Origin of the sequence: Streptomyces sp. NBC_00435 (assembly GCF_036014235.1) — a bacterium.
GTDB lineage: Bacteria > Actinomycetota > Actinomycetes > Streptomycetales > Streptomycetaceae > Streptomyces.
Genome location: NZ_CP107924.1, coordinates 2,531,680 through 2,549,637, shown reverse-complemented (window position 1 = coordinate 2,549,637; position 17,958 = coordinate 2,531,680). Strand labels below are relative to the sequence as shown.

At 72.9% G+C, this 17,958-nt stretch carries 18 protein-coding genes; 9 read left to right on the top strand and 9 right to left on the bottom strand.

Going from position 1 to position 17,958, the window contains the following annotated elements; genetic code table 11:
* Nucleotides 1-231: 231 nt before the first annotated feature.
* Nucleotides 232-1,296: an MBL fold metallo-hydrolase gene (locus OG389_RS11675; protein ID WP_328298410.1), complete on the bottom strand. Its 1,065-nt coding sequence runs from the start codon at nt 1,294-1,296 to the stop codon at nt 232-234.
* Between the two features lie 237 nt (nt 1,297-1,533).
* On the opposite strand from OG389_RS11675, the gene OG389_RS11670 reads away from it, so the two are divergent.
* The 3 genes from OG389_RS11670 to OG389_RS11660 all read left to right on the top strand — a co-directional run bounded on the left by OG389_RS11670 (nt 1,534) and on the right by OG389_RS11660 (nt 5,151).
* Nucleotides 1,534-3,006, top strand: a complete 1,473-nt coding sequence (locus OG389_RS11670) for an aldehyde dehydrogenase (RefSeq protein WP_328298409.1) — start codon at nt 1,534-1,536, stop codon at nt 3,004-3,006.
* Complete coding sequence (locus tag OG389_RS11665; protein ID WP_328298408.1) at nt 3,006-3,239, top strand: ferredoxin; 234 nt, start codon at nt 3,006-3,008, stop codon at nt 3,237-3,239. The genes OG389_RS11670 and OG389_RS11665 overlap by 1 nt, the downstream gene beginning before the upstream one ends.
* A gap of 1,564 nt (nt 3,240-4,803) precedes the next feature.
* Nucleotides 4,804-5,151 (top strand): hypothetical protein, encoded by a 348-nt coding sequence (locus OG389_RS11660; protein WP_328298407.1) that lies wholly within the window; start codon nt 4,804-4,806, stop codon nt 5,149-5,151.
* 77 nt (nt 5,152-5,228) lie between these two features.
* Here OG389_RS11660 and OG389_RS11655 read toward each other — a convergent pair whose 3' ends face one another.
* Nucleotides 5,229-5,900 carry a TetR family transcriptional regulator gene (locus tag OG389_RS11655; protein ID WP_328298406.1) on the bottom strand — a complete coding sequence of 224 codons (672 nt, stop codon included), beginning with the start codon at nt 5,898-5,900 and terminating at the stop codon, nt 5,229-5,231.
* A 216-nt stretch (nt 5,901-6,116) separates the two neighbouring features.
* On the opposite strand from OG389_RS11655, the gene OG389_RS11650 reads away from it, so the two are divergent.
* The 3 genes from OG389_RS11650 (at nt 6,117) to OG389_RS11640 (ending at nt 9,338) form a co-directional block, all read left to right on the top strand.
* Nucleotides 6,117-7,457: a glycosyltransferase family 4 protein gene (locus OG389_RS11650; RefSeq protein ID WP_328298405.1), complete on the top strand. Its 1,341-nt coding sequence runs from the start codon at nt 6,117-6,119 to the stop codon at nt 7,455-7,457.
* 61 nt (nt 7,458-7,518) lie between these two features.
* The gene (locus OG389_RS11645) at nt 7,519-8,253 is read left to right on the top strand and encodes a class I SAM-dependent methyltransferase (RefSeq protein WP_328298404.1); all 735 of its coding nucleotides are present in this window, start codon (nt 7,519-7,521) and stop codon (nt 8,251-8,253) included.
* On the top strand, nt 8,250-9,338 hold the full coding sequence (locus OG389_RS11640; RefSeq protein ID WP_328298403.1) for a prenyltransferase: 1,089 nt from the start codon (nt 8,250-8,252) through the stop codon (nt 9,336-9,338). Before OG389_RS11645 ends, OG389_RS11640 begins: the two co-directional genes overlap by 4 nt.
* A 64-nt stretch (nt 9,339-9,402) precedes the next feature.
* Here the strand turns inward: OG389_RS11640 and OG389_RS11635 are convergent, their stop codons facing one another.
* Complete coding sequence (locus OG389_RS11635; protein ID WP_328298402.1) at nt 9,403-9,705, bottom strand: hypothetical protein; 303 nt, start codon at nt 9,703-9,705, stop codon at nt 9,403-9,405.
* A 260-nt stretch (nt 9,706-9,965) separates the two neighbouring features.
* Between OG389_RS11635 and OG389_RS11630 the strand changes: the two genes are divergently transcribed.
* A complete protein-coding gene (locus OG389_RS11630; protein ID WP_443059423.1) occupies nt 9,966-10,463 on the top strand; it encodes a hypothetical protein in 498 nt (165 codons plus the stop codon).
* Nucleotides 10,464-10,562: 99 nt separating this feature from the next.
* Nucleotides 10,563-10,988: a hypothetical protein gene (locus OG389_RS11625; protein WP_328298400.1), complete on the top strand. Its 426-nt coding sequence runs from the start codon at nt 10,563-10,565 to the stop codon at nt 10,986-10,988.
* Nucleotides 10,989-11,050: 62 nt separating this feature from the next.
* Here OG389_RS11625 and OG389_RS11620 read toward each other — a convergent pair whose 3' ends face one another.
* The 4 genes from OG389_RS11620 to OG389_RS11605 all read right to left on the bottom strand — a co-directional run bounded on the left by OG389_RS11620 (nt 11,051) and on the right by OG389_RS11605 (nt 16,222).
* On the bottom strand, nt 11,051-12,061 hold the full coding sequence (locus OG389_RS11620; RefSeq protein ID WP_328298399.1) for an LLM class F420-dependent oxidoreductase: 1,011 nt from the start codon (nt 12,059-12,061) through the stop codon (nt 11,051-11,053).
* Nucleotides 12,062-12,164: 103 nt separating this feature from the next.
* A complete protein-coding gene (locus OG389_RS11615) occupies nt 12,165-12,974 on the bottom strand; it encodes a hypothetical protein (protein ID WP_328298398.1) in 810 nt (269 codons plus the stop codon).
* A 148-nt stretch (nt 12,975-13,122) separates the two neighbouring features.
* Nucleotides 13,123-14,115 (bottom strand): N-acetylmuramoyl-L-alanine amidase, encoded by a 993-nt coding sequence (locus tag OG389_RS11610; protein ID WP_328298397.1) that lies wholly within the window; start codon nt 14,113-14,115, stop codon nt 13,123-13,125.
* A 1,465-nt stretch (nt 14,116-15,580) separates the two neighbouring features.
* The gene (locus OG389_RS11605) at nt 15,581-16,222 is read right to left on the bottom strand and encodes a class I SAM-dependent methyltransferase (protein WP_328298396.1); all 642 of its coding nucleotides are present in this window, start codon (nt 16,220-16,222) and stop codon (nt 15,581-15,583) included.
* Between the two features lie 150 nt (nt 16,223-16,372).
* On the opposite strand from OG389_RS11605, the gene OG389_RS11600 reads away from it, so the two are divergent.
* Complete coding sequence (locus OG389_RS11600; RefSeq protein ID WP_328298395.1) at nt 16,373-16,714, top strand: DUF5713 family protein; 342 nt, start codon at nt 16,373-16,375, stop codon at nt 16,712-16,714.
* Between the two features lie 38 nt (nt 16,715-16,752).
* Here the strand turns inward: OG389_RS11600 and OG389_RS11595 are convergent, their stop codons facing one another.
* Together OG389_RS11595 and OG389_RS11590 are read right to left on the bottom strand one after the other, a co-directional pair.
* Nucleotides 16,753-16,899 carry a hypothetical protein gene (locus OG389_RS11595; RefSeq protein ID WP_328298394.1) on the bottom strand — a complete coding sequence of 49 codons (147 nt, stop codon included), beginning with the start codon at nt 16,897-16,899 and terminating at the stop codon, nt 16,753-16,755.
* Between the two features lie 110 nt (nt 16,900-17,009).
* The gene (locus OG389_RS11590) at nt 17,010-17,915 is read right to left on the bottom strand and encodes a LysR family transcriptional regulator (RefSeq protein WP_328298393.1); all 906 of its coding nucleotides are present in this window, start codon (nt 17,913-17,915) and stop codon (nt 17,010-17,012) included.
* Between the last annotated feature and the right edge of the window lie 43 nt (nt 17,916-17,958).

Below are 17,958 nucleotides of genomic sequence, written 5' to 3'. Positions count from 1 at the left end.
CGGAGGACCCAGCGGCACGAGCCGCGCACCTCCGGTACGGGGCATTCCGGCTCCCCGCCCCGGGGGTGCCGGGGGAGGGTCACGGTTGCGGGTCAGCGCCGGAATTGCACCGGCTTCCCCCCGTACGGAAGTGTGGACGACGCCCATACTCTACCGGCCCGTAGCCCGCCCACCCGGTGGCACCGCCCGCCGGAGCCCCTTACCGGGCACCCCAGGGCACCGCCGGCCGCTCTAGACGGCGCGGTACGTCACCGGTTCGCTGCCCGGCACGGCTTCCGCACGGCCCTGCTTCACCAGGCGCCGCAGATGGGCTTCCGCTTCCGAGACGGCGATGTTGCGGGAGCCGTACGGAATTTGCTCCCAGGGCCGGTTCCACTCCATCCGCTCCGCCAGCGCCCACGGGGTCAGTGGCTCCGCGGCGAGCAGCTCCCGCAGCCCGGCCAGCCGCTCCTCGTGGTGGTCCAGGAGTTCCCGTACGCGGGCCGGGGCGTCGGTGAAGGCGTGCTGGTGGGCCGGGAGCACCTCGGCGGGCTGGAGGCGGCCGATGCGTTCGAGGGAGTCGAGGTAGTCGCCGAGGGGGTCGGTGATCCGGTCGGAGGAGGGGTCCTCGTAGAGGCCGATGTGCGGGGAGATCCCGGGCAGCAGGTGGTCCCCGGAGAAGAGGCGGCCGTTGCCGGGCAGGTTGGCCGGGTGCTTCTCCTCCAGGTGCAGGCAGACGTGGCCGGGGGTGTGCCCGGGGGTCCAGACGGCCCGCAGCCGGCGGCCGGCCAGCGGCAGCAGCTCGGCGGGGACGATCTCCCGGTCGGGGACGGCCGCGTGCAGACCGGGCAGGGTGCGCATGCGGCCGCTCGCGCGGGCGGCGCGCAGCGGGGCGATGTGCTCCTCGGGGGCTCCGGCGGAGGCGAGTTTCTCGCTCATGTAGTCGAACCAGACGCCGGGTTCGGAGGAGCGGGTCCGTACGACGATCTCGGTGTCGGCGGCATGCATGGCGATCCAGGCGCCGGAGGCCTCACGGACCTGGCCCGACAGGCCGTGGTGATCGGGGTGGTGGTGGGTGATGACCACCCCGTGGACGTCGGCGACGGCGATGCCGAGGGTGCCGAGGCCGGCGACGAGGGTGTCCCAGGACTCGGGATCGTCCCAGCCGGTGTCGATGAGGACCGGGCCGCGGTCGGTGTCGAGGACGTGGACGAGGGTGTGACCGAGCGGGTTGTCGGGGATGGGCACCTTGATGCCCCACACGCCTCCGCCGTGGTCGGTGACGTGAGGTGTCACGCCGGGGGTGTCCTCTGCCATGAGGGGCTCCACTCTAACGAGGCGGTGTCCAACGAGAAGGTGTCCAACGGCAACGCGTACAACGAGAACGTGTTGCAATAGTCGCCCAAGTCGACCACTTCCGCGCCCTCCTGACTAGTCGTTGGATCTTCGGGGTGTCGGGCAGGGCGAGCCGGAGTCGGTTCGGTCGGGGCCGTGGACTCCTAGAACTAGAACTGGTATCAGTTCTGGAACGCCAAGCCGCAGGAGGCATCAGCCATGACCGAGCTCGTGGAACACGGACAACTGTTCATCGGCGGTGAGTGGACGGATCCGCTGGGTTCCGAAACGATCAAGGTCGTCTCGCCCCACACCGAGCAGGTCATCGGCAGCGTCCCGCACGCCTCGAAGGCGGACGTCGACCGGGCCGTGGCCGTCGCCCGCAAGGCCTTCGACGAAGGCCCGTGGCCGCGCACCTCGCTCGAGGAGCGGATCGCCGTCGTCACCCGGATCAAGGACGCGATAGCCGTCCGCCACGAGGAGATCGCCGCCTCGATCACCTCCCAGAACGGATCCCCGTACTCCTGGAGCATCCTCGCCCAGGCGCTCGGCCCGATGATGGTCTACGACGCCGCGATCACCGTGGCCCGCGACTACCCGTACGAGGAGTACCGCCAGGGCGCCCTCGGCCCCATCCTCGTCCGGCGCGAGGCGGTCGGCGTCGTCGCCGCCGTCATCCCGTGGAACGTCCCGCAGTTCGTCGCCGCCGCCAAGCTGGCGCCCGCGCTGCTCACCGGCTGCACGGTGATCCTCAAGCCGTCCCCCGAGGCGGTCCTCGACTCGTACATCCTCGCCGACATCGCCCGCGAGGCCGGACTGCCCGAGGGCGTGCTGTCGATCCTGCCCGCCGACCGCGAGGTCAGCGAGTACCTGGTCGGCCACCCCGGCGTCGACAAGGTCGCCTTCACCGGCTCCGTCCCGGCCGGCCGGCGCGTCATGGAGGTCGCCTCCAGGAACCTCACCCGCGTCACCCTCGAACTCGGCGGCAAGTCCGCCGCCGTCATCCTCCCGGACGCCGACCTGGACACCGCCATCGCCGGCATCGTCCCCGCGGCCTGGATGAACAACGGCCAGGCGTGCGTGGCCCAGACCCGCGTCCTCGCCCCGCGCGGCCGCTACGAGGAGATCGCCGAGGCGCTCGCCGCAGCGGCCTCGGCGCTGGTCGTCGGCGACCCGATGGACCCCGCGACGCAGCTCGGCCCGCTGGTGGCCCAGCGGCAGCAGCAGCGTTCGCTGGACTTCATCCGGATCGGCCAGGAGGAAGGCGCCAAGGTCCTGTCCGGCGGCGGCCGTCCGGCCGGCATGGACCAGGGATGGTACGTGGAGCCGACCCTCTTCGGGGACGTCGACAACTCCATGCGGATCGCCCGCGAGGAGATCTTCGGCCCGGTCGTCTGCCTGATCCCGTACGGGGACGAGGCGGAGGCGGTACGGGTGGCCAACGACTCGGAGTTCGGGCTCAGCGGCAGCGTCTGGACCGGCGACGTCGAGCGCGGCATCGACTTCGCACGGCAGGTGCGGACCGGCACCTTCAACGTGAACACCTTCAGCCTGGACATGCTCGGCCCGTTCGGCGGCTACAAGAACAGCGGCGTAGGGCGGGAGTTCGGCCCCGAGGGGCTGAGCGAGTACCTGGAGCACAAGATGATCCACCTCCCGGCAGGGTACGTACCCCCCGCGGCGGGTGCGTGATGGGTGACCGGTGGCACGTCGAGGTGGACCGGGGGGTCTGCATCGGCTCGGGGATGTGCGTGAACCACGCCCCGGACGGCTTCGCCCTCGACTCGGCGAGGCAGTCGCACCCGCGGGCGGCGGAGACGGACGCGAACGAGCCGGTGCTCACCGCGGCGGAGGGGTGCCCGGTCGAGGCGATCGCGATCACCCTGCTGGGCAGCGGCGAGGCGGTGTTCCCTCCGGAGGAGTGAGGGGGTGGGGGTGGGGGTGGTGGGGCTGCGGGTTGGTCGGGGGCGTTGACGGGGTTCGGGGGGAGCCCGGCAGTCCAGTGTCCTTTCGGGGTGGGCCGGTCCGTCAAGGGCGCTCCTCCTTCGTCGTCGCGTCGCTGCGCGATGGCCTTCGGCCACCCTTGACCGACCGACCCACCCCGAAACGCCACAAGACTTCCGGGATCCCCCCGAGGAACGGCCGGGAGGGACGATGAGGAGGAGCGGGCACGTCAGAGACGTACGCGCCCTCTCGGGCCGGTCATCCGGACCCGTCACCGGTCAGGACCGCCCAGCTGGAGCGGATGGCTGCCCGGGGAGCCCGGAGCATCCAGGAGCGGGGGGTCGGCCACCCTTCCCGCACCTTCGCACGGCCAGCATGAGCGTAAGGACGACCACCACCCCCGGCGGTCGGTGGACGCGTCAGATCGCTACACACTCTCGCTCGGCTTAGCGGCCATCGGCCGTCTGTGGCTGGGCATAAGCCGCCCACCCACCAGACTCATCCCACTCGGCTTAGCGACCATCGGCCGTCTGTGGCTGGGCATAAGCCGCCCACCCACCACACCCATCCCACCCAGCTCAGCGACCATCGGCCGTCTGTGATTGGGCGCAAGCCGCCCACCCACCACACCCATCCCACTCGGCTTAGCGACCATCGGCCGTCTGTGATTGGGCACAAGCCGCCCACCCACCACACCCATCCCACTCGGCTTAGCGACTGACCACCGTCTGTGGCTGGATCTGGATATAGGCCCGCCCATGGGCCGGCAGTGGGCTGAGGCCGTCCGGCGACGATCCGCAGACCCCCAAGACCCCCAAGACCCTCAAGACCCCCAAGACCCGACCCCCAAGACCCCCAAGACCCTCAAGACCCCCAAGACCCGACCCCCAAGACCCCCAAGACCCTCAAGACCCCCAAGACCCGACCCCCAAGACCCTCAGGGCCTGTAGTGGTCCTAGCGGCCCTGATCTTTCGTCTTTAGCATCCGAGATCTGATCGTTTCGATTGCTCGGCCACGGACGGCCGGTTGCCGTTAAGCCGAGCGAGAGTGTGTAGCGATCCGCTGCGCCCACCGACCGCCCGGGGGTGGTGGTCGTCCTCACGCTCATGCTGGCCGTGCGAAGGTGCGGGAAGGGTGGCCGACCGCCCGGTCCTGGATGCTCTGACCGTCCCGGGCGTCTATGCCGTCCGGCTGGGCGGTGCTGACCGGTGACGGGTCCGGATGACCGGCGGGAAAGGGCCTGGGCTTCGCCAGTCTGCCCGCTCCTCCCGATCCGTCCCTCCCGGCCGTTCCTCGGGGGGAACCCGGAAGTCTTGTGGCGTTTCGGGGTGGGTCGGTCGGTCAAGGGTGGCCGTAGGCCATCGCGCAGCGACGCGACCGCAGGGAGCGCCCTTGACGGGCCGGCCCGCGCCGAAAGGACACTGGACTGCCGGGCTCCCCCCGGACCCTGTCAACGCCCCCGACCAACCCCTCCCTCCCTCGCTCCCCCAGTCCGCGCCTCCCGCCCCCCCCGCCCCCCGTCGAATGACGAGCAGTTCGCCGCCGTGCTGGGGCCGACCGGCAACCGGGGGTCGGGGGCCGTGTCGGGGGAGGGCCGCGAGGAGGGCTTCGGGTCCGCCGACGGCTGCGAGCTGGACTGGGGCATCCCCGGCATGGTCGGCCTGACGCAGCAGCGGGACATCGTGGTCGGCCTGACCGCCCGCGGCTGGACGATCACGGACCACCGGGACCGGCCCGCCGGGTGGGTGATGACCAACGGTTCCTGGGAGCTGGTACTGATCACCATGGAGTCGCGGCGGGGGTCCTTCGTCTCCCTCGAAGCGGTCCGGCACGATGCCGCCCGCGACGGGGAGCCCGTGGGAGCGGAGCCCGGCGACGCGGCCGACGTGTAGCGGTGCCGTAGGGGGATCGCTGTCGCAAGGGGCGCGCTTGCCGCCCGGGGAGCGCCCTCGCCCCCCCAGGAGCGGGATCAGGCCTTTTTCGGCCCGGCCGGGGTCGCTGCCCCGGCCCCCGGGTCCGGCGCCGTCAGGTCGATCAGGCGGCAGACCGTCTCGATGTCGATCTTGACCTGTGCGATCGATGCCCGGCCCGACAACCAGGTGATCAGCGCCGAGTGCCAGGTGTGCTCGATGACCCGGACCGCCGACAGCTGTTCCGCCGTCGGCGGGGCGTCCAGGCCCATCGCGTCCAGGATGATCGCCGTCGTCAGCCGGGACACCGTGTCCACCTCGGGGCTCACGCTGCGGTCCGCGAAGGTCAGCGCGCGCACCATCGCGTCGGCCAGGTGCGGTTCGCGCTGGAGCGCGCGGAAGGCGCGCATCAGGGTCTCCGCGACCCGGGCCGCGGGCTCGTCCCCGGCGGGCGGGCGCTTGCGCAGCGTGGTGTGCATGTGCTGGAGCTGGTCCTGCATGGTCGCGACGAGCAGGTGCACCTTGGACGGGAAGTAGCGGTAGAGGGTGCCCAGGGCCACGCTGGAGGACTCCGCCACTTCCCGCATCTGGACCGCGTCGAAGCCGCCCCGGCTCGCCAGCTGGGCACTGGCGTGCAGGATCCGCCTGCGGCGTGCCTCCTGACGTTCGGTCAGGGGCGGGGACGCCGGTGTGGTGACGGCTGGGGTCACGGCCTTCGCTTCCGCTGTCATCTGTCCCGTTCCAAGGCGTTCCATGTCGTTGCGGGGGCTGGTGCGCGCCCAGCATGGCAGGCGTCGGAGCCGTGGCGCGAATCACCTGCCACCCCTCTTACGGTGTGGTTTCCGGCCGGTAGATTCAATGGTCTTCAAGGGATCAAGTCTGAAACTTGTTCTACATTATCCGAGCGGTTACGCTCCGGCGAAAGTGCAGGGAGAAGGGGGCCGAGAGTGACCGCAGAGGCCATGGTGGAGAGCCCTTCCACGGGTTCCGCCACCGACGACAGCCGCCCGTTGCGGATCGCACTCCTCACCTATAAGGGGAACCCGTTCTGCGGCGGCCAGGGCGTCTACGTCCGCCACCTCGCGCGCGAGCTCGTGAAGCTGGGCCACACCGTCGAAGTCATCGGCGCGCAGCCCTACCCGGTGCTCGACACCGACGCCCTCACCGGCGCCGGCGCCACCCTCACCGAACTCCCCAGCCTGGACCTGTACCGCAGCCCCGACCCGTTCCGCACGCCCAAGCCCGACGAGTACCGGGACTGGATCGACGCCGTCGAGGTCGCCACCATGTGGACCGGCGGCTTTCCCGAGCCGCTGACCTTCTCGCTCCGCGCCCGCCGTCATCTGGCCGCCCGCGCGGGCGAGTTCGACGTCATCCACGACAACCAGACCCTCGGGTACGGCTTGCTGGCCGACCTCGGCGCCCCGCTGGTCACCACCATCCACCACCCCATCACCGTCGACCGCAAGCTGGACCTGGCCGCCGCCAAGGACCGACGCAAGCGGGCCTCCGTGCGGCGGTGGTACGGGTTCACGCGCATGCAGGGCCGGGTGGCCCGGCGGCTGTCCTCCGTGCTCACCGTCTCCGGCTCCTCCAAGAAGGAGATCGCCGAGCACCTCGGCGTCCGGGACGAGCGCATCCACGTGGTCCACATCGGCGCCGACACCGACCTCTGGTCGCCCGACGCCTCAGTGGCCGAGGTACCCGGGCGGATCGTGACCACCTCGAGCGCCGACGTCCCGCTCAAGGGGCTCGTCCACCTCGTAGAGGCGCTCGCGAAGCTCCGTACCGAGCAGCCCGACGCCCACCTCGTCGTCGTCGGCAAGCGCGCCGAGAAGGGCCCGGTCGCCCGCGCGATCGAGACGTACGGGCTCCAGGACGCGGTCCGCTTCGTCAAGGGCATCAGCGACACCGAGCTCGTCGACCTCGTCCGCAGTGCCCAGATCGCCTGCGTGCCCTCGCTCTACGAAGGCTTCTCGCTCCCGGCGGCCGAGGCCATGGCCACCGGCACCCCGCTGGTCGCCACCACCGGCGGCGCGATTCCCGAGGTCTCCGGCCCCGACGGCGAGACCTGCCTCGCGGTGCCGCCCGGCGACGCGGGCGCGCTGGCCGTCGCCCTCGGCCGGCTGCTCACCGACCCCGGGCTGCGCGCCCGGCTCGGCGCCGCCGGCCGCGAGCGCGTGCTGTCCCGCTTCACCTGGGCCAGGGCCGCGGAGGGCACCGTCGTCCACTACCGCGCCGCCATCGCGCGGGCCACGGCCGGCGCGAAGGCCACGAAGACCCGGTGACCTCCACCTTCCGTCCGATGCAGTTCCCCTCTCACTTCCGCGACCGCGAAGGCAGGACCACGTGCTGACCGTCGATTTCTCCCGGTTCCCGCTCGCCGCAGGCGACCGTGTACTCGATCTGGGCTGCGGCGCAGGCCGGCACGCCTTCGAGTGCTACCGGAGAGGCGCCCAGGTGGTCGCCCTCGACCGCAACGGCGAGGAGATCCGCGAGGTCGCCAAGTGGTTCGCGGCGATGAAGGAGGCAGGCGAGGCCCCGGCCGGCGCCACCGCGACCGCCATGGAGGGCGACGCCCTGGCGCTGCCCTTCCCCGACGAGTCCTTCGACGTCATCATCATCTCCGAGGTGATGGAGCACATCCCCGACGACAAGGGCGTACTCGCCGAGATGGTCCGCGTCCTCAAGCCCGGCGGGCGCATCGCCATCACCGTGCCCCGCTACGGCCCCGAGAAGATCTGCTGGGCGCTCAGCGACGCCTACCACGAGGTCGAGGGCGGCCACATCCGCATCTACAAGGGCGAAGAACTGCTCGGCAAGATGGAGTCCGCGGGCCTCAAGCCGTACGGCACCCACCACGCGCACGGCCTGCACTCGCCGTACTGGTGGCTCAAGTGCGCCTTCGGCGTCGACAACGACAAGGCCCTGCCCGTCAAGGCGTACCACAAGCTGCTGGTCTGGGACATCATGAAGAAGCCGCTGGCCACGCGGCTCGCGGAGCAGGCCCTCAACCCGGTCATCGGCAAGAGCTTCGTCGCGTACGCGACCAAGCCGCACCTGCCCGTGGGCGCCGCGCAGTGAGCTCACCGGGGCGCACCGCACCCGAGCACCTGGTCCTGGACGGCGTACTGACCGCCGAGCAGGCCGCCGCCACCGTCGCCGGGATCCTCGCCGCGCAGCGCGCGGACGGGGCGATCCCGTGGTTCCGCGGACACCACCTCGACCCGTGGGACCACACCGAGGCCGCGATGGCCCTCGACGCGGCCGGCGAGCACGAGGCCGCGGAGCGGGCGTACGACTGGCTGGTCCGCCACCAGAACGAGGACGGCTCCTGGTACGCGGCCTACGCCGACCGGGAGGACGGGGTCGACACCCGCGAGCCGCAGGACGCGAGCCGGGAGACCAACTTCGTCGCGTACCTCGCCGTCGGCGTCTGGCACCACCATCTGTCCACCGGGGACGAGGTCTTCCTCGACCGGATGTGGCCGGCCGTTTACGCGGCCGTCGAGTTCGTCCTGCGGCTCCAGCAGCCGGGCGGCGAGATCGGCTGGAAGTGGGAGCCCTCCGGCGAGGACGTCCGCGACGCACTGCTGACCGGGTCCTCCTCCATCCACCAGGCGCTGCGCTGCGCGCTGGCCATCGCCGAGTACCGGGGCGATCCGCAGCCGGACTGGGAACTGGCCGCGGGCGCCCTCGGGCACGCGATACGCCGGCACCCGGAGCGGTTCCTGGACAAGTCGCACTACTCCATGGACTGGTACTACCCGGTCCTCGGCGGTGCGCTGACCGGCGCGGAGGCCAAGTCCCGGATAGAGGAGCGGTGGGAGGAGTTCGTCGTCCCGGACCTCGGTGTGCGGTGCGTGCTGCCGAACCCCTGGGTGACGGGCGGGGAGTCCTGCGAGCTGGCGCTCGCGCTGTGGGCCACGGGGGAGTCGGACCGGGCGCTGGAGATCCTGCGCTCGATCGGGCACCTGCGGGCCGACAACGGCATGTACTGGACCGGGTACGTCTTCGACGACCGGGCGGTCTGGCCCGTGGAGCAGACCACCTGGACGGCGGGCTCGCTGCTCCTCGCGGTGGCCGCGCTCGGCGGGGACGAGGCCACGGGTACGGTCTTCGGCGGACTGACCCTGCCGGCCGGCCTGGAGCCGGACTGCTGCAACTGAGCCGCGCCGCCCGGCTGTTGCCGGGCACCGCTCGTCCCCCGGCGGACCGGGGGACGAGCGGGGCTCAGCGGCGGTACAGGCGGCCCGCCACGGCGTGGCCGACGACCAGGTAGGCGACGGCCGCGATGCCGTAGCCGATCACCACCTGGACCCATTCGCGGTTGAAGGTGAACAGGTCGTAGGACCAGCCGGCCAGCCAGCTCGCCGCGTCGTGGATGAAGTCGACCAGTCCGTTGCCCTGGTTGGCGTCCAGCAGGTACAGCAGGATCCACAGGGCGATCACGAAGGCCATGACGTCGGCCACGACCGCGACGGCGCGGCCCGCCTGGCTGCTTCCTCGGGTGTGCACTCGCGTGTGTGTGGGCATAGTGCGCGTCTTGCCGCGCCCGGGCCGGGTAAACCCGAACGGGTCCCCCAGGTGGCGCAGCCGACCACCCGGGGTGAGGCTGCGGGGGACACCTCAGTCCCCGGAGGCAACTCGTGTCCCTTCCCACCACAACCGTCCGTTTCCGTCGTGCCCTCACGGCGGTGCTGCTGTCCTGCGCGCTGCTGGGCGGTGCCACCGCCTGCGGCTCGGGCGGCGGCGACAACGCCGCCGCCGGTCAGAGCGACGAGGTCTCGGTGGCCATGGCCGCGTTCGCCGAGGCCGACGCGGCAGCCTCGGCCGAGGACGCGGAGGCGGCCGCCGCGTCGCCCGCGCCCACCAGCCCGGCGGAGAAGCAGAAGTTCGCCAAGACCCGGTTCGTCGCCAACGCGGGCCTCGCGGCCGGCGCCACGTACCAGTGGATCATCAAGCCGTACCGTGACGGCAAGTTCAAGAAGGGCGCCAAGGGCCGCAGGTTCGCGCTCGTCAAGGCGGGCCTCGCTGGTGCCTTCGCCTACAACCGGCTGAAGGCGGCGAGCGAGAACGCCAAGGGCGACCCGCTGCTGTCGAAGGCCGTGGGTCCGCTGACGGCGGGCATCGAGTCCCTCAAGGGGCTCGGCTCCAAGCTCCGCAAGGGCGACGCGGGCGACGCCGACATCGGCGCCTTCGAGAACGTCATCAACGGCGTCAAGGACGCCGGCAAGAGCGCGGGCGCCACGGTGACCGACAAGGTCCCGAGTGCGGGCCAGCTGACCGGCTGAGTACACCGCTCAGTCCCGCTCAGTACTCAGCTACGTACTCCGCGCCCCTGGAAACAGGCCGGACCGGGTTGTCCCGGTCCGGCCTGTTTCAATGGGTGGGTGATCGAGTTCGCGTTCCTCGCCGTCGGTGCCGCCGCGATCGGCTGGCTCGTGCGCCGCAAGCACCGGGAGCGGCAGGCCGGCGGGCCCGTGCCCGGGATCCCGTGCATGGCCCGGGAGCCCGCCGGCCGGGGTCGCTGGCGCAGCGGCCGGGTGTACGGGGACCAGGGCGCGGCCCGCTGGGTGCCCGGCCGGGGCGAGCCGGTGGTCCTGACCGGCGGCCGGGCCACCGCAGTACGGGTGCCCTCGGTCAAGGAGGGCATCTCCATCAACCCCGGCTCGCGGATCGTGACCTGCACGTACGAGGGGGCCGTCGGCGGCATCGAGATCGCCGTGATGCCGCTGGACCTGCGGGAACTGCTCGTGGCCGTACCGGAAGCGACCCCGGGAGCACTTCTGGAGCCGCTCCCGGAGGAGCCGGCCTAGCGGTGGCCTAGCGGTGGCCTAGTGGTGGTTCAGCGCCGGCCCGGCGCCGGCCCGGCCGCGGCTCAGCTGTTCAGCTCCGCCAGCACCCGCAGCGTGTGCGGGTCGGGGGCGGTCAGGAGCAGGTCGGTCACGGGGCCCTTGCGCCACAGTTCGAGGCGTTCGGCGATCCGCTCCCGGGGTCCGATCAGGGAGATCTCGTCGGCGAACGCGTCGGGGACGGCCATGACCGCCTCCTCCTTGCGCCCGGCCAGGAACAGCTCCTGGATCCGGTGGGCCTCCTCCTCGTAGCCCATCCGGCCCATGAGGTCGGCGTGGAAGTTGCGCGCCGCGTGCCCCATCCCGCCGATGTAGAAACCGAGCATGGCCTTCACCGGGAGCAGCCCCTCGGTGACGTCGTCGCAGACCTTGGCCCGCGCCATCGGGGCGATCATGAACCCCTCGGGGAGGTCGGTCAGCGAGGCCTGGTAGACGTCGGTGCGGCTCGGCGACCAGTAGAGGGGCAGCCAGCCGTCCGCGATGCGGGTGGTCTGGGCGATGTTCTTCGGGCCCTCCGCGCCGAGCAGGAGCGGCAGGTCCGCGCGCAGCGGGTGGGTGATGGGCTTGAGCGGCTTGCCGATCCCGGTGCCGTCGGCGCCCCGGTAGGGGTGGCTGTGGAAGCGGCCGTCCAGTTCCACCGGGGCTTCGCGGCGCAGCACCTGGCGGATGACGTCCACGTACTCGCGGGTCGCGGTCAGGGGGCTGGAGGGGAAGGGCCGTCCGTACCAGCCTTCGACCACCTGCGGACCGGACAGGCCGAGGCCGAGCATCATCCGGCCGCCGGAGAGGTGGTCCAGGGTCAGGGCCTGCATGGCGGTGGCGGTGGGGGTGCGGGCGGCCATCTGCGCGATGGCGGTGCCCAGGCGGATGCGCGAGGTGTGCGCGGCGATCCAGGTGAGCGGGGTGAAGGCGTCCGAGCCCCAGGCTTCGGCGGTCCACACGGAGTCGTAGCCGAGGTTCTCGGCTTCGGCGGCGAGGTCGAGGTGGTCCGGGTTGGGGCCGCGGCCCCAGTAGCCGAGTGCGAGTCCGAGGCGCATGTACGGTCCCCTCCACGAATCTGACGATGCGTCAGGTGACTGTAGGGCAACGGCCCCCCGCCCGGAAGGGCGGGGGGCCGTCGATGGGCGGACCTGCGCGGGATCAGCCGCGCTGAATGCCCGAGGTGTCCTGCAGCTGGCCGCGGCGGCCGTCCTGGGTCTGGGCGATCAGGGACGACCCGCGCTGCTCCACGGCCAGGTACCAGGTGCCCGGCGCGAGCTCGGCGATCGGGGTGGGGCTGCTGCCGTCCTCGGCGAAGAGCGGACGGGCCACCGGAACGGCGAACCAGAACGGGGTGAAGTCCGCCGCGGGAGCCGGCGTCGCCTCCTGCGGGACCGGAGCGGGCTCCTGGACACCGCCGTAGGGCGGCACCGGCTGCTGGGCGTTGCCGTACGGCTGCTGCTGCTGTTCCTGGCCGCCCGGGTACCCGTACCCGGCGCCCGGCTGGGGCTGGCCGCCGTACGGCGGGACGGCGGCGGGCTTGGCGTCCGGCACCAGCTGCCCGGCCAGCGCGGGGATCTTCGCGCCGAACAGGGTCACGCCGGCCAGCGCCGCGGTGGCGAGGAAGGCGATGACGGCGCCCGCGCCCAGGTCGTAACCGCTCGGGCAGGTGATCAGGGCCCACAGCGCGGACCAGGCGGCCGCGACGGCGAGCACGGTGCCCCAGGCCTGGAACGGCAGGCCCAGGAGCTGGCGCCCGGCGGGCTGCAGGCGGGCGGCGACGAGCAGGCCGACCGCGATGAACGCGAGCAGGAAGATGCTCGGCAGCGCCAGGCCGTTCGCGTCGGTGTCCCACGCGCTCGGACGGTCGATCCGGGTCATGGAATAGAAATCGAGGAACGAGGCGATGAACAGCAGCGCCGCTGCTCCGATCACCACGCCGTCGCCTCGAGTGAGGGAGCGGATGTTCACGTCTTAGGTGTCCTTCTCGGTCTCGTCGTCTCGTGGTGCCGTGGTCGCACGCCATGACGGAGGGGGCGGGCGGCACCATGGTACGGAGTTCCACCGCGGCCGAGAGGGTCGGGGCTGCGGGCCGTCCGGCGGGACGGTCCAGGTGCGACTACCCGCCGAGGAACCCTACGATGCCGTCCGCGATCCCCTGGGCCGCCTTCTGGCGCCACTCCGGACTCGTCAACTGCGCCGCGTCCTTGGCGTCACGCATGTTGCCGCATTCGATGAACACCTTGGGCCGGGTCGACAGGTTCAGCCCGCCCAGATCGTCGCGGACGACCAATCCCGTACCGCTGCCGAGGTAGTTCGCGGGGGCGGAGCCGGTGGTGCGGGCGAAGTTCCCGGCGATCCGTTCGCCCAGCCGCCGGGAGGGGTCGATGATCTTCGCGGTGTCGGCGCCACCGCCCTTGACCCGGGCCGGGAGGATCACGTGGAAGCCGCGGTTGCCGGCCGATACGCCGTCCGCGTGGACGGAGACCACGGCGTCGGCGGCGGCCTCGTTGCCGATGCGGGCGCGCTCGTCGATGCAGGGGCCGAAGGGGCGCTCCTTGGCGGCATCGTGGGTGAGGACCACCTTGGCACCCTTGGCCTCCAGGACGGTGCGCAGCCGCTGGGAGACGTCCATGGTGAACTCGGCTTCCATGTAGCCGGAGTTGGTGGTCGTCCCGGTGGTGTCGCATTCCTTGCGGTTGGTGCCGATATCGACCTGGCGGTCGATCTCGGCGGTGTGCTTGAAGTTGCCCGGGTTGTGCCCGGGGTCGATGACCACGGTGCGGCCGGCGAGCGGCCTGGCGGCGTCCGGGGTGCCGCCCGGGGTCGCCCTTGGGGCGGGGCTCGGGGCGGGGCTCGCGGGGCCGGTGCCGGTGCCGGTCGAGGCCGAGACGTGCGACGAGGAGGCGAGCGGCATCACGATCCGGGGCGGGCGCGAGTCGTCGCTCGCACCCCCGCCCAGCACCTCGGTCAGTACCCACCCCGCCAGGCAGGCGGGGGCGAGCGCGGCCACCGCGACGACCAGGGTGGACCGGCGGGTGTACCAGGGCCGGTCCGGGCTGACCGAGGAGGAGGACTCGGGGGGCGGCGGGGAGCTTTCGTCGTAGCGCACGCGGCCAGGCTAGACCGCCTGTCGGCCAGGTGTACGGACCCTGGGCCATACGGGGGCGCGGTGCGCTTATATGCCGACCGGCCTGCAGGGGCGCCCCCGGCGACGCCCCGGCCCCTCCCGAGCCGCGCGCCCGGTCGCACCACCACCGGGACCCGGCCCCCGGACCCCCGCGCCTCAATCGCCGGCGGGGCTGGATTTGGCTGCGCCGGCTGACACGTGACGGCTGGGGGCGTGGAAGGTCGTGGAAGGTCCTGCCCGGAGGTGACGGCTGGGGTGCCTTGCCCGTATGTGACGGCCGGGGGTCTGCAAGTTCCTGCCCGTACGTGACGGCTGGGGGCGTGGAAGATCCTGCCCGTACATGACGGCTGGGGGAGTGGGAAATCCCGCCCGCACGTGAACGTCGGGGGTCTGGAAAATCTAGCCCCGCCGGCGATTGAGGCGCGGGGTCTGGGGCGGAGCCCCAGGGGCTTTTGGGGTCCGGGCAGCGCCCGGGGAACGGTGGAAGGGCGGGTAGGGGACTCCGTGCCGCGTCGCGGAGCACCTGCCGAGCCGGGCCCCGGGGGTCGCTAGGCCCGGGGTGGGGCTGGCCCGGGGTCGGGTAGGCCCGGGGTCGGGTGGGGTCCGGGGTTAGGTGTTCGGGGTGATTCGGCGTCGGACGCGGAGGGACCCCGTCGCCGAGACTTCCTCGAACGCGCCGGAGGCGATCGCGCGCAGGCGGGCTCGGGGTCGGGCTGGCCCGGGGTCGGCAGGCTCGGCGTCAGGCTGGCCCGGGGGTCGACAGGCCCGGGGTGGGGCTGGCCCGGGGTGGGGCAGGCCCGGGGGGCCGGGTAAGCCCGGAGGTCGGGCGGGCCGGGGGTCGGCAGGTCCGGGGTCGGGCGGGTCGGGGTCGGGCTGGCCCGGGGTAGGGCAGGCCCGGGGCGGGGCAGGCCCGGGGCGGGGCAGGCCCGGGGTCGGGTGCGCCCGGGGTCAGGCTGGCCCGGGGGGCCGGGTAAGCCCGGAGGTCGGGCGGGCCGGGGGTCGACAGGCCCGGGGTGGGGCTGGCCCGGGGCAGGGCAGGCCCGGGGCGGGGCAGGCCCGGGGTCGGGTGCGCCCGGGGTCAGGCTGGCCCGGGGGGCCGGGTAAGCCCGGAGGTCGGGCGGGCCGGGGGTCGGCAGGTCCGGGGTCGGGCGGGTCGGGGTCGGGCTGGCCCGGGGTAGGGCAGGCCCGGGGCAGGGCAGGCCCGGGGCGGGGCAGGCCCGGGGTCGGGTGCGCCCGGGGTCAGGCTGGCCCGGGGGGCCGGGTAAGCCCGGAGGTCGGGCGGGCCGGGGGTCGGCAGGTCCGGGGTCGGGCGGGTCGGAGTCGGGCTGGCCCGGGGTGGGGCTGGCTCGGGGTCGGGCTGGCCCGGGGTCGGGCGGGCCGGAGTCGGGCTGGCCCGGGGGCGGGTGCGCCCGGGGTCGGGCACCCCCGGGGTCGGGCTGGACCGGGGTTAGGTGTTCGGGGTGATTCGGCGGAGGACGCGGAGGGAGTCCGTCACCGAGACTTCCTCGAACGCGCCGGAGGCGATCGCGCGCAGGTAGATCCGGTACGGCGCCTGCCCCCCATCGGCCGGGTCGGGGAACACGTCGTGGATCACCAGCGTGCCGCCCTCGGCGACGTGCGGGGCCCAGCCCTCGTAGTCGCCCGTGGCGTGCTCGTCGGTGTGCCCGCCGTCGATGAAGACCAGGCCGAGCTTGCCGCCCCACGCCGCCGCGACCCGCGGGGAGCGGCCGACGATCGCGATGACGTGGTCCTCCAGACCCGCCTTGTGCAGGGTCCGGCGGAAGGTGGGCAGGGTGTCCATCAGCCCGACCTCCGGGTCGACCACGCTCGGGTCGTGGTACTCCCAGCCCGGCTGCTGCTCCTCGCTGCCCCGGTGGTGGTCGACGGTCAGCACGCTGACCCCCGCCTCGCGGGCGGCGTCGGCGAGCAGGATCGTGGAGCGCCCGCAGTAGGTCCCGACCTCCAGGAGCGGCAGCCCGAGCCGCGCGGCGGAGCTGGCGGCCTCGTACAGGGCGAGCCCTTCCCCGACGGGCATGAACCCCTTGGCGGCCTCGAAGGCGGCGAGGGTCTCCGGCTTGGGGCTGGCCATGGTGTTCCTCCTGCGGGGGTGGGGGTGGGGCGGGGTGCGTCGGCGGCCCATGGTGCCTTACCCGCTGGTAGGACGCCATGCCCGGGTCCGTTGTCAGTGGGCTGGTGCAGGATCGGAGGACCGGATCTTCGAGGGGGATGAGGGATCACCGTGGCGATCACGAACCAGCAAGTGGCAGGGCGCGCGTTCCTCCGGCAGCTCTATGCCGACGACCACTACCCCGACCCCGTCCTCGACAAGGGCCGGGACATCCTGCTGCGGCTCTGCGAGCGGATCGAGGCGGAGCGGCCTTCCGGACTGGCCGCACTGTACGTGCTGACAGGGGCGGCGACGGAGGAGTTCAACGTGCTGGAGGCGGAGTTCGAGGCGGCGGGCAGCGAGATCGAGACCGTCGCGCGCGAGGAGATAGCGGAGGACTTCTGGTTCGTGGCCTCGGCGTACGGGTTCACGGACGCGGACGTGGAGGAGCTCATCGCCCCCCGCGAGTGGTGAGGGCCGCCCCGGGGCGGGGTGGCCCGCCCGCCGGAGCTTCAGGGGCGCCGGATGGTCCGGGCACCGCCGCCGCACTCACCTTGCGCGGCCTGCTCACCGTCCCCGCCGCCCGCCTTCACCAGCACGACCTTTCCGCTGGTGCGGTTGACCAACTGCCGGGCCTGGGGCGTGGCGCTGTCGCGCACGGCCGTCCCCCTCACCGCACAGGTACTCGGCTGAGGGAGCGCCGACGGAGAGGCGCAGGCCGCCGTTGCGGTCGCGGATCGAGTACCCGGTACCGGCCGGCCGCACCGGCTCAGTGCGGGGCCGTACCGCTCCCGGTGCGGTCCGTCAGCAGCTCGGTCAGGCGACGGGCCGGGGCGGTCGGGTCGGCCGGGTGCAGCAGTTCGGTGCGGTGGATCAGGCGGGGGGCCCGGATCGGGACCGCCGTGACGCCGGGGAGGGCCGCGGCCAGCGAACGGGGGAGCGCGGCGAGGCCGTGGCCGGCCGCGGCGAGGGCGGCCAGGCCGTGGACGTCGGTGCCGAGATGGCGGATCCGGGGGAGGAATCCGCCGGAGCCGCAGACGGCGCGCAGCCGGTCGAGGGGGATGCCCGTGTCCGGGGCGTCGATCCATTGGGCCTGTGCCAGGTCGGTCAGCCGTACCGCCGGGCGCCCGGCCAGCGGGTGGTCGTCGGGGAAGAGCACCGCGAGGGGCTCCTCGGCGGCCACGAGGGTCACGGTGGGGCCGAGGTCCGGCAGGGGCAGCGGGTCGCTGGGCGCGGCCGCGCCGTCGACGAGACCGAGGTCGGCGCGCGCGGTGAGCACCTCCTCGATCACCGCTTCCCGTCCCAGTACGCGTACTTCGACGTCCACGCGCGCGGCCGTACGCAGCCGGGCCAGGGCCCGAGCGACGTCGGCGCCGAGCGCTGCGGGGGAGCAGGCCAGGGTCAGCCGGTCCGTGGGCGCGCGGTCCAGGCGGGTGACGTCGGCGCGGGCGGCGTCCAGGCGGAGGAGCAGCGCGGGGGTGTGCTCCATCAGCCGGGCGCCGGCCGGCGTCGCGGCGACGGGCCGGCGCTCGACCAGCTTGGTGCCCAGGTCGGCTTCGAGGGCGGCGATGTGCTGCGAGACGGCGGACTGGGTGTAGCCGAGGGCCGCGGCGGCGCCGGAGAAGGAGCGGTGGTCGAGGACCGCGACGAAGGTGCGGAGGAGATGCGGATCCATGTGCATCAGTATCGCTAATGCGCCGACCAGGAATCATCGTTGG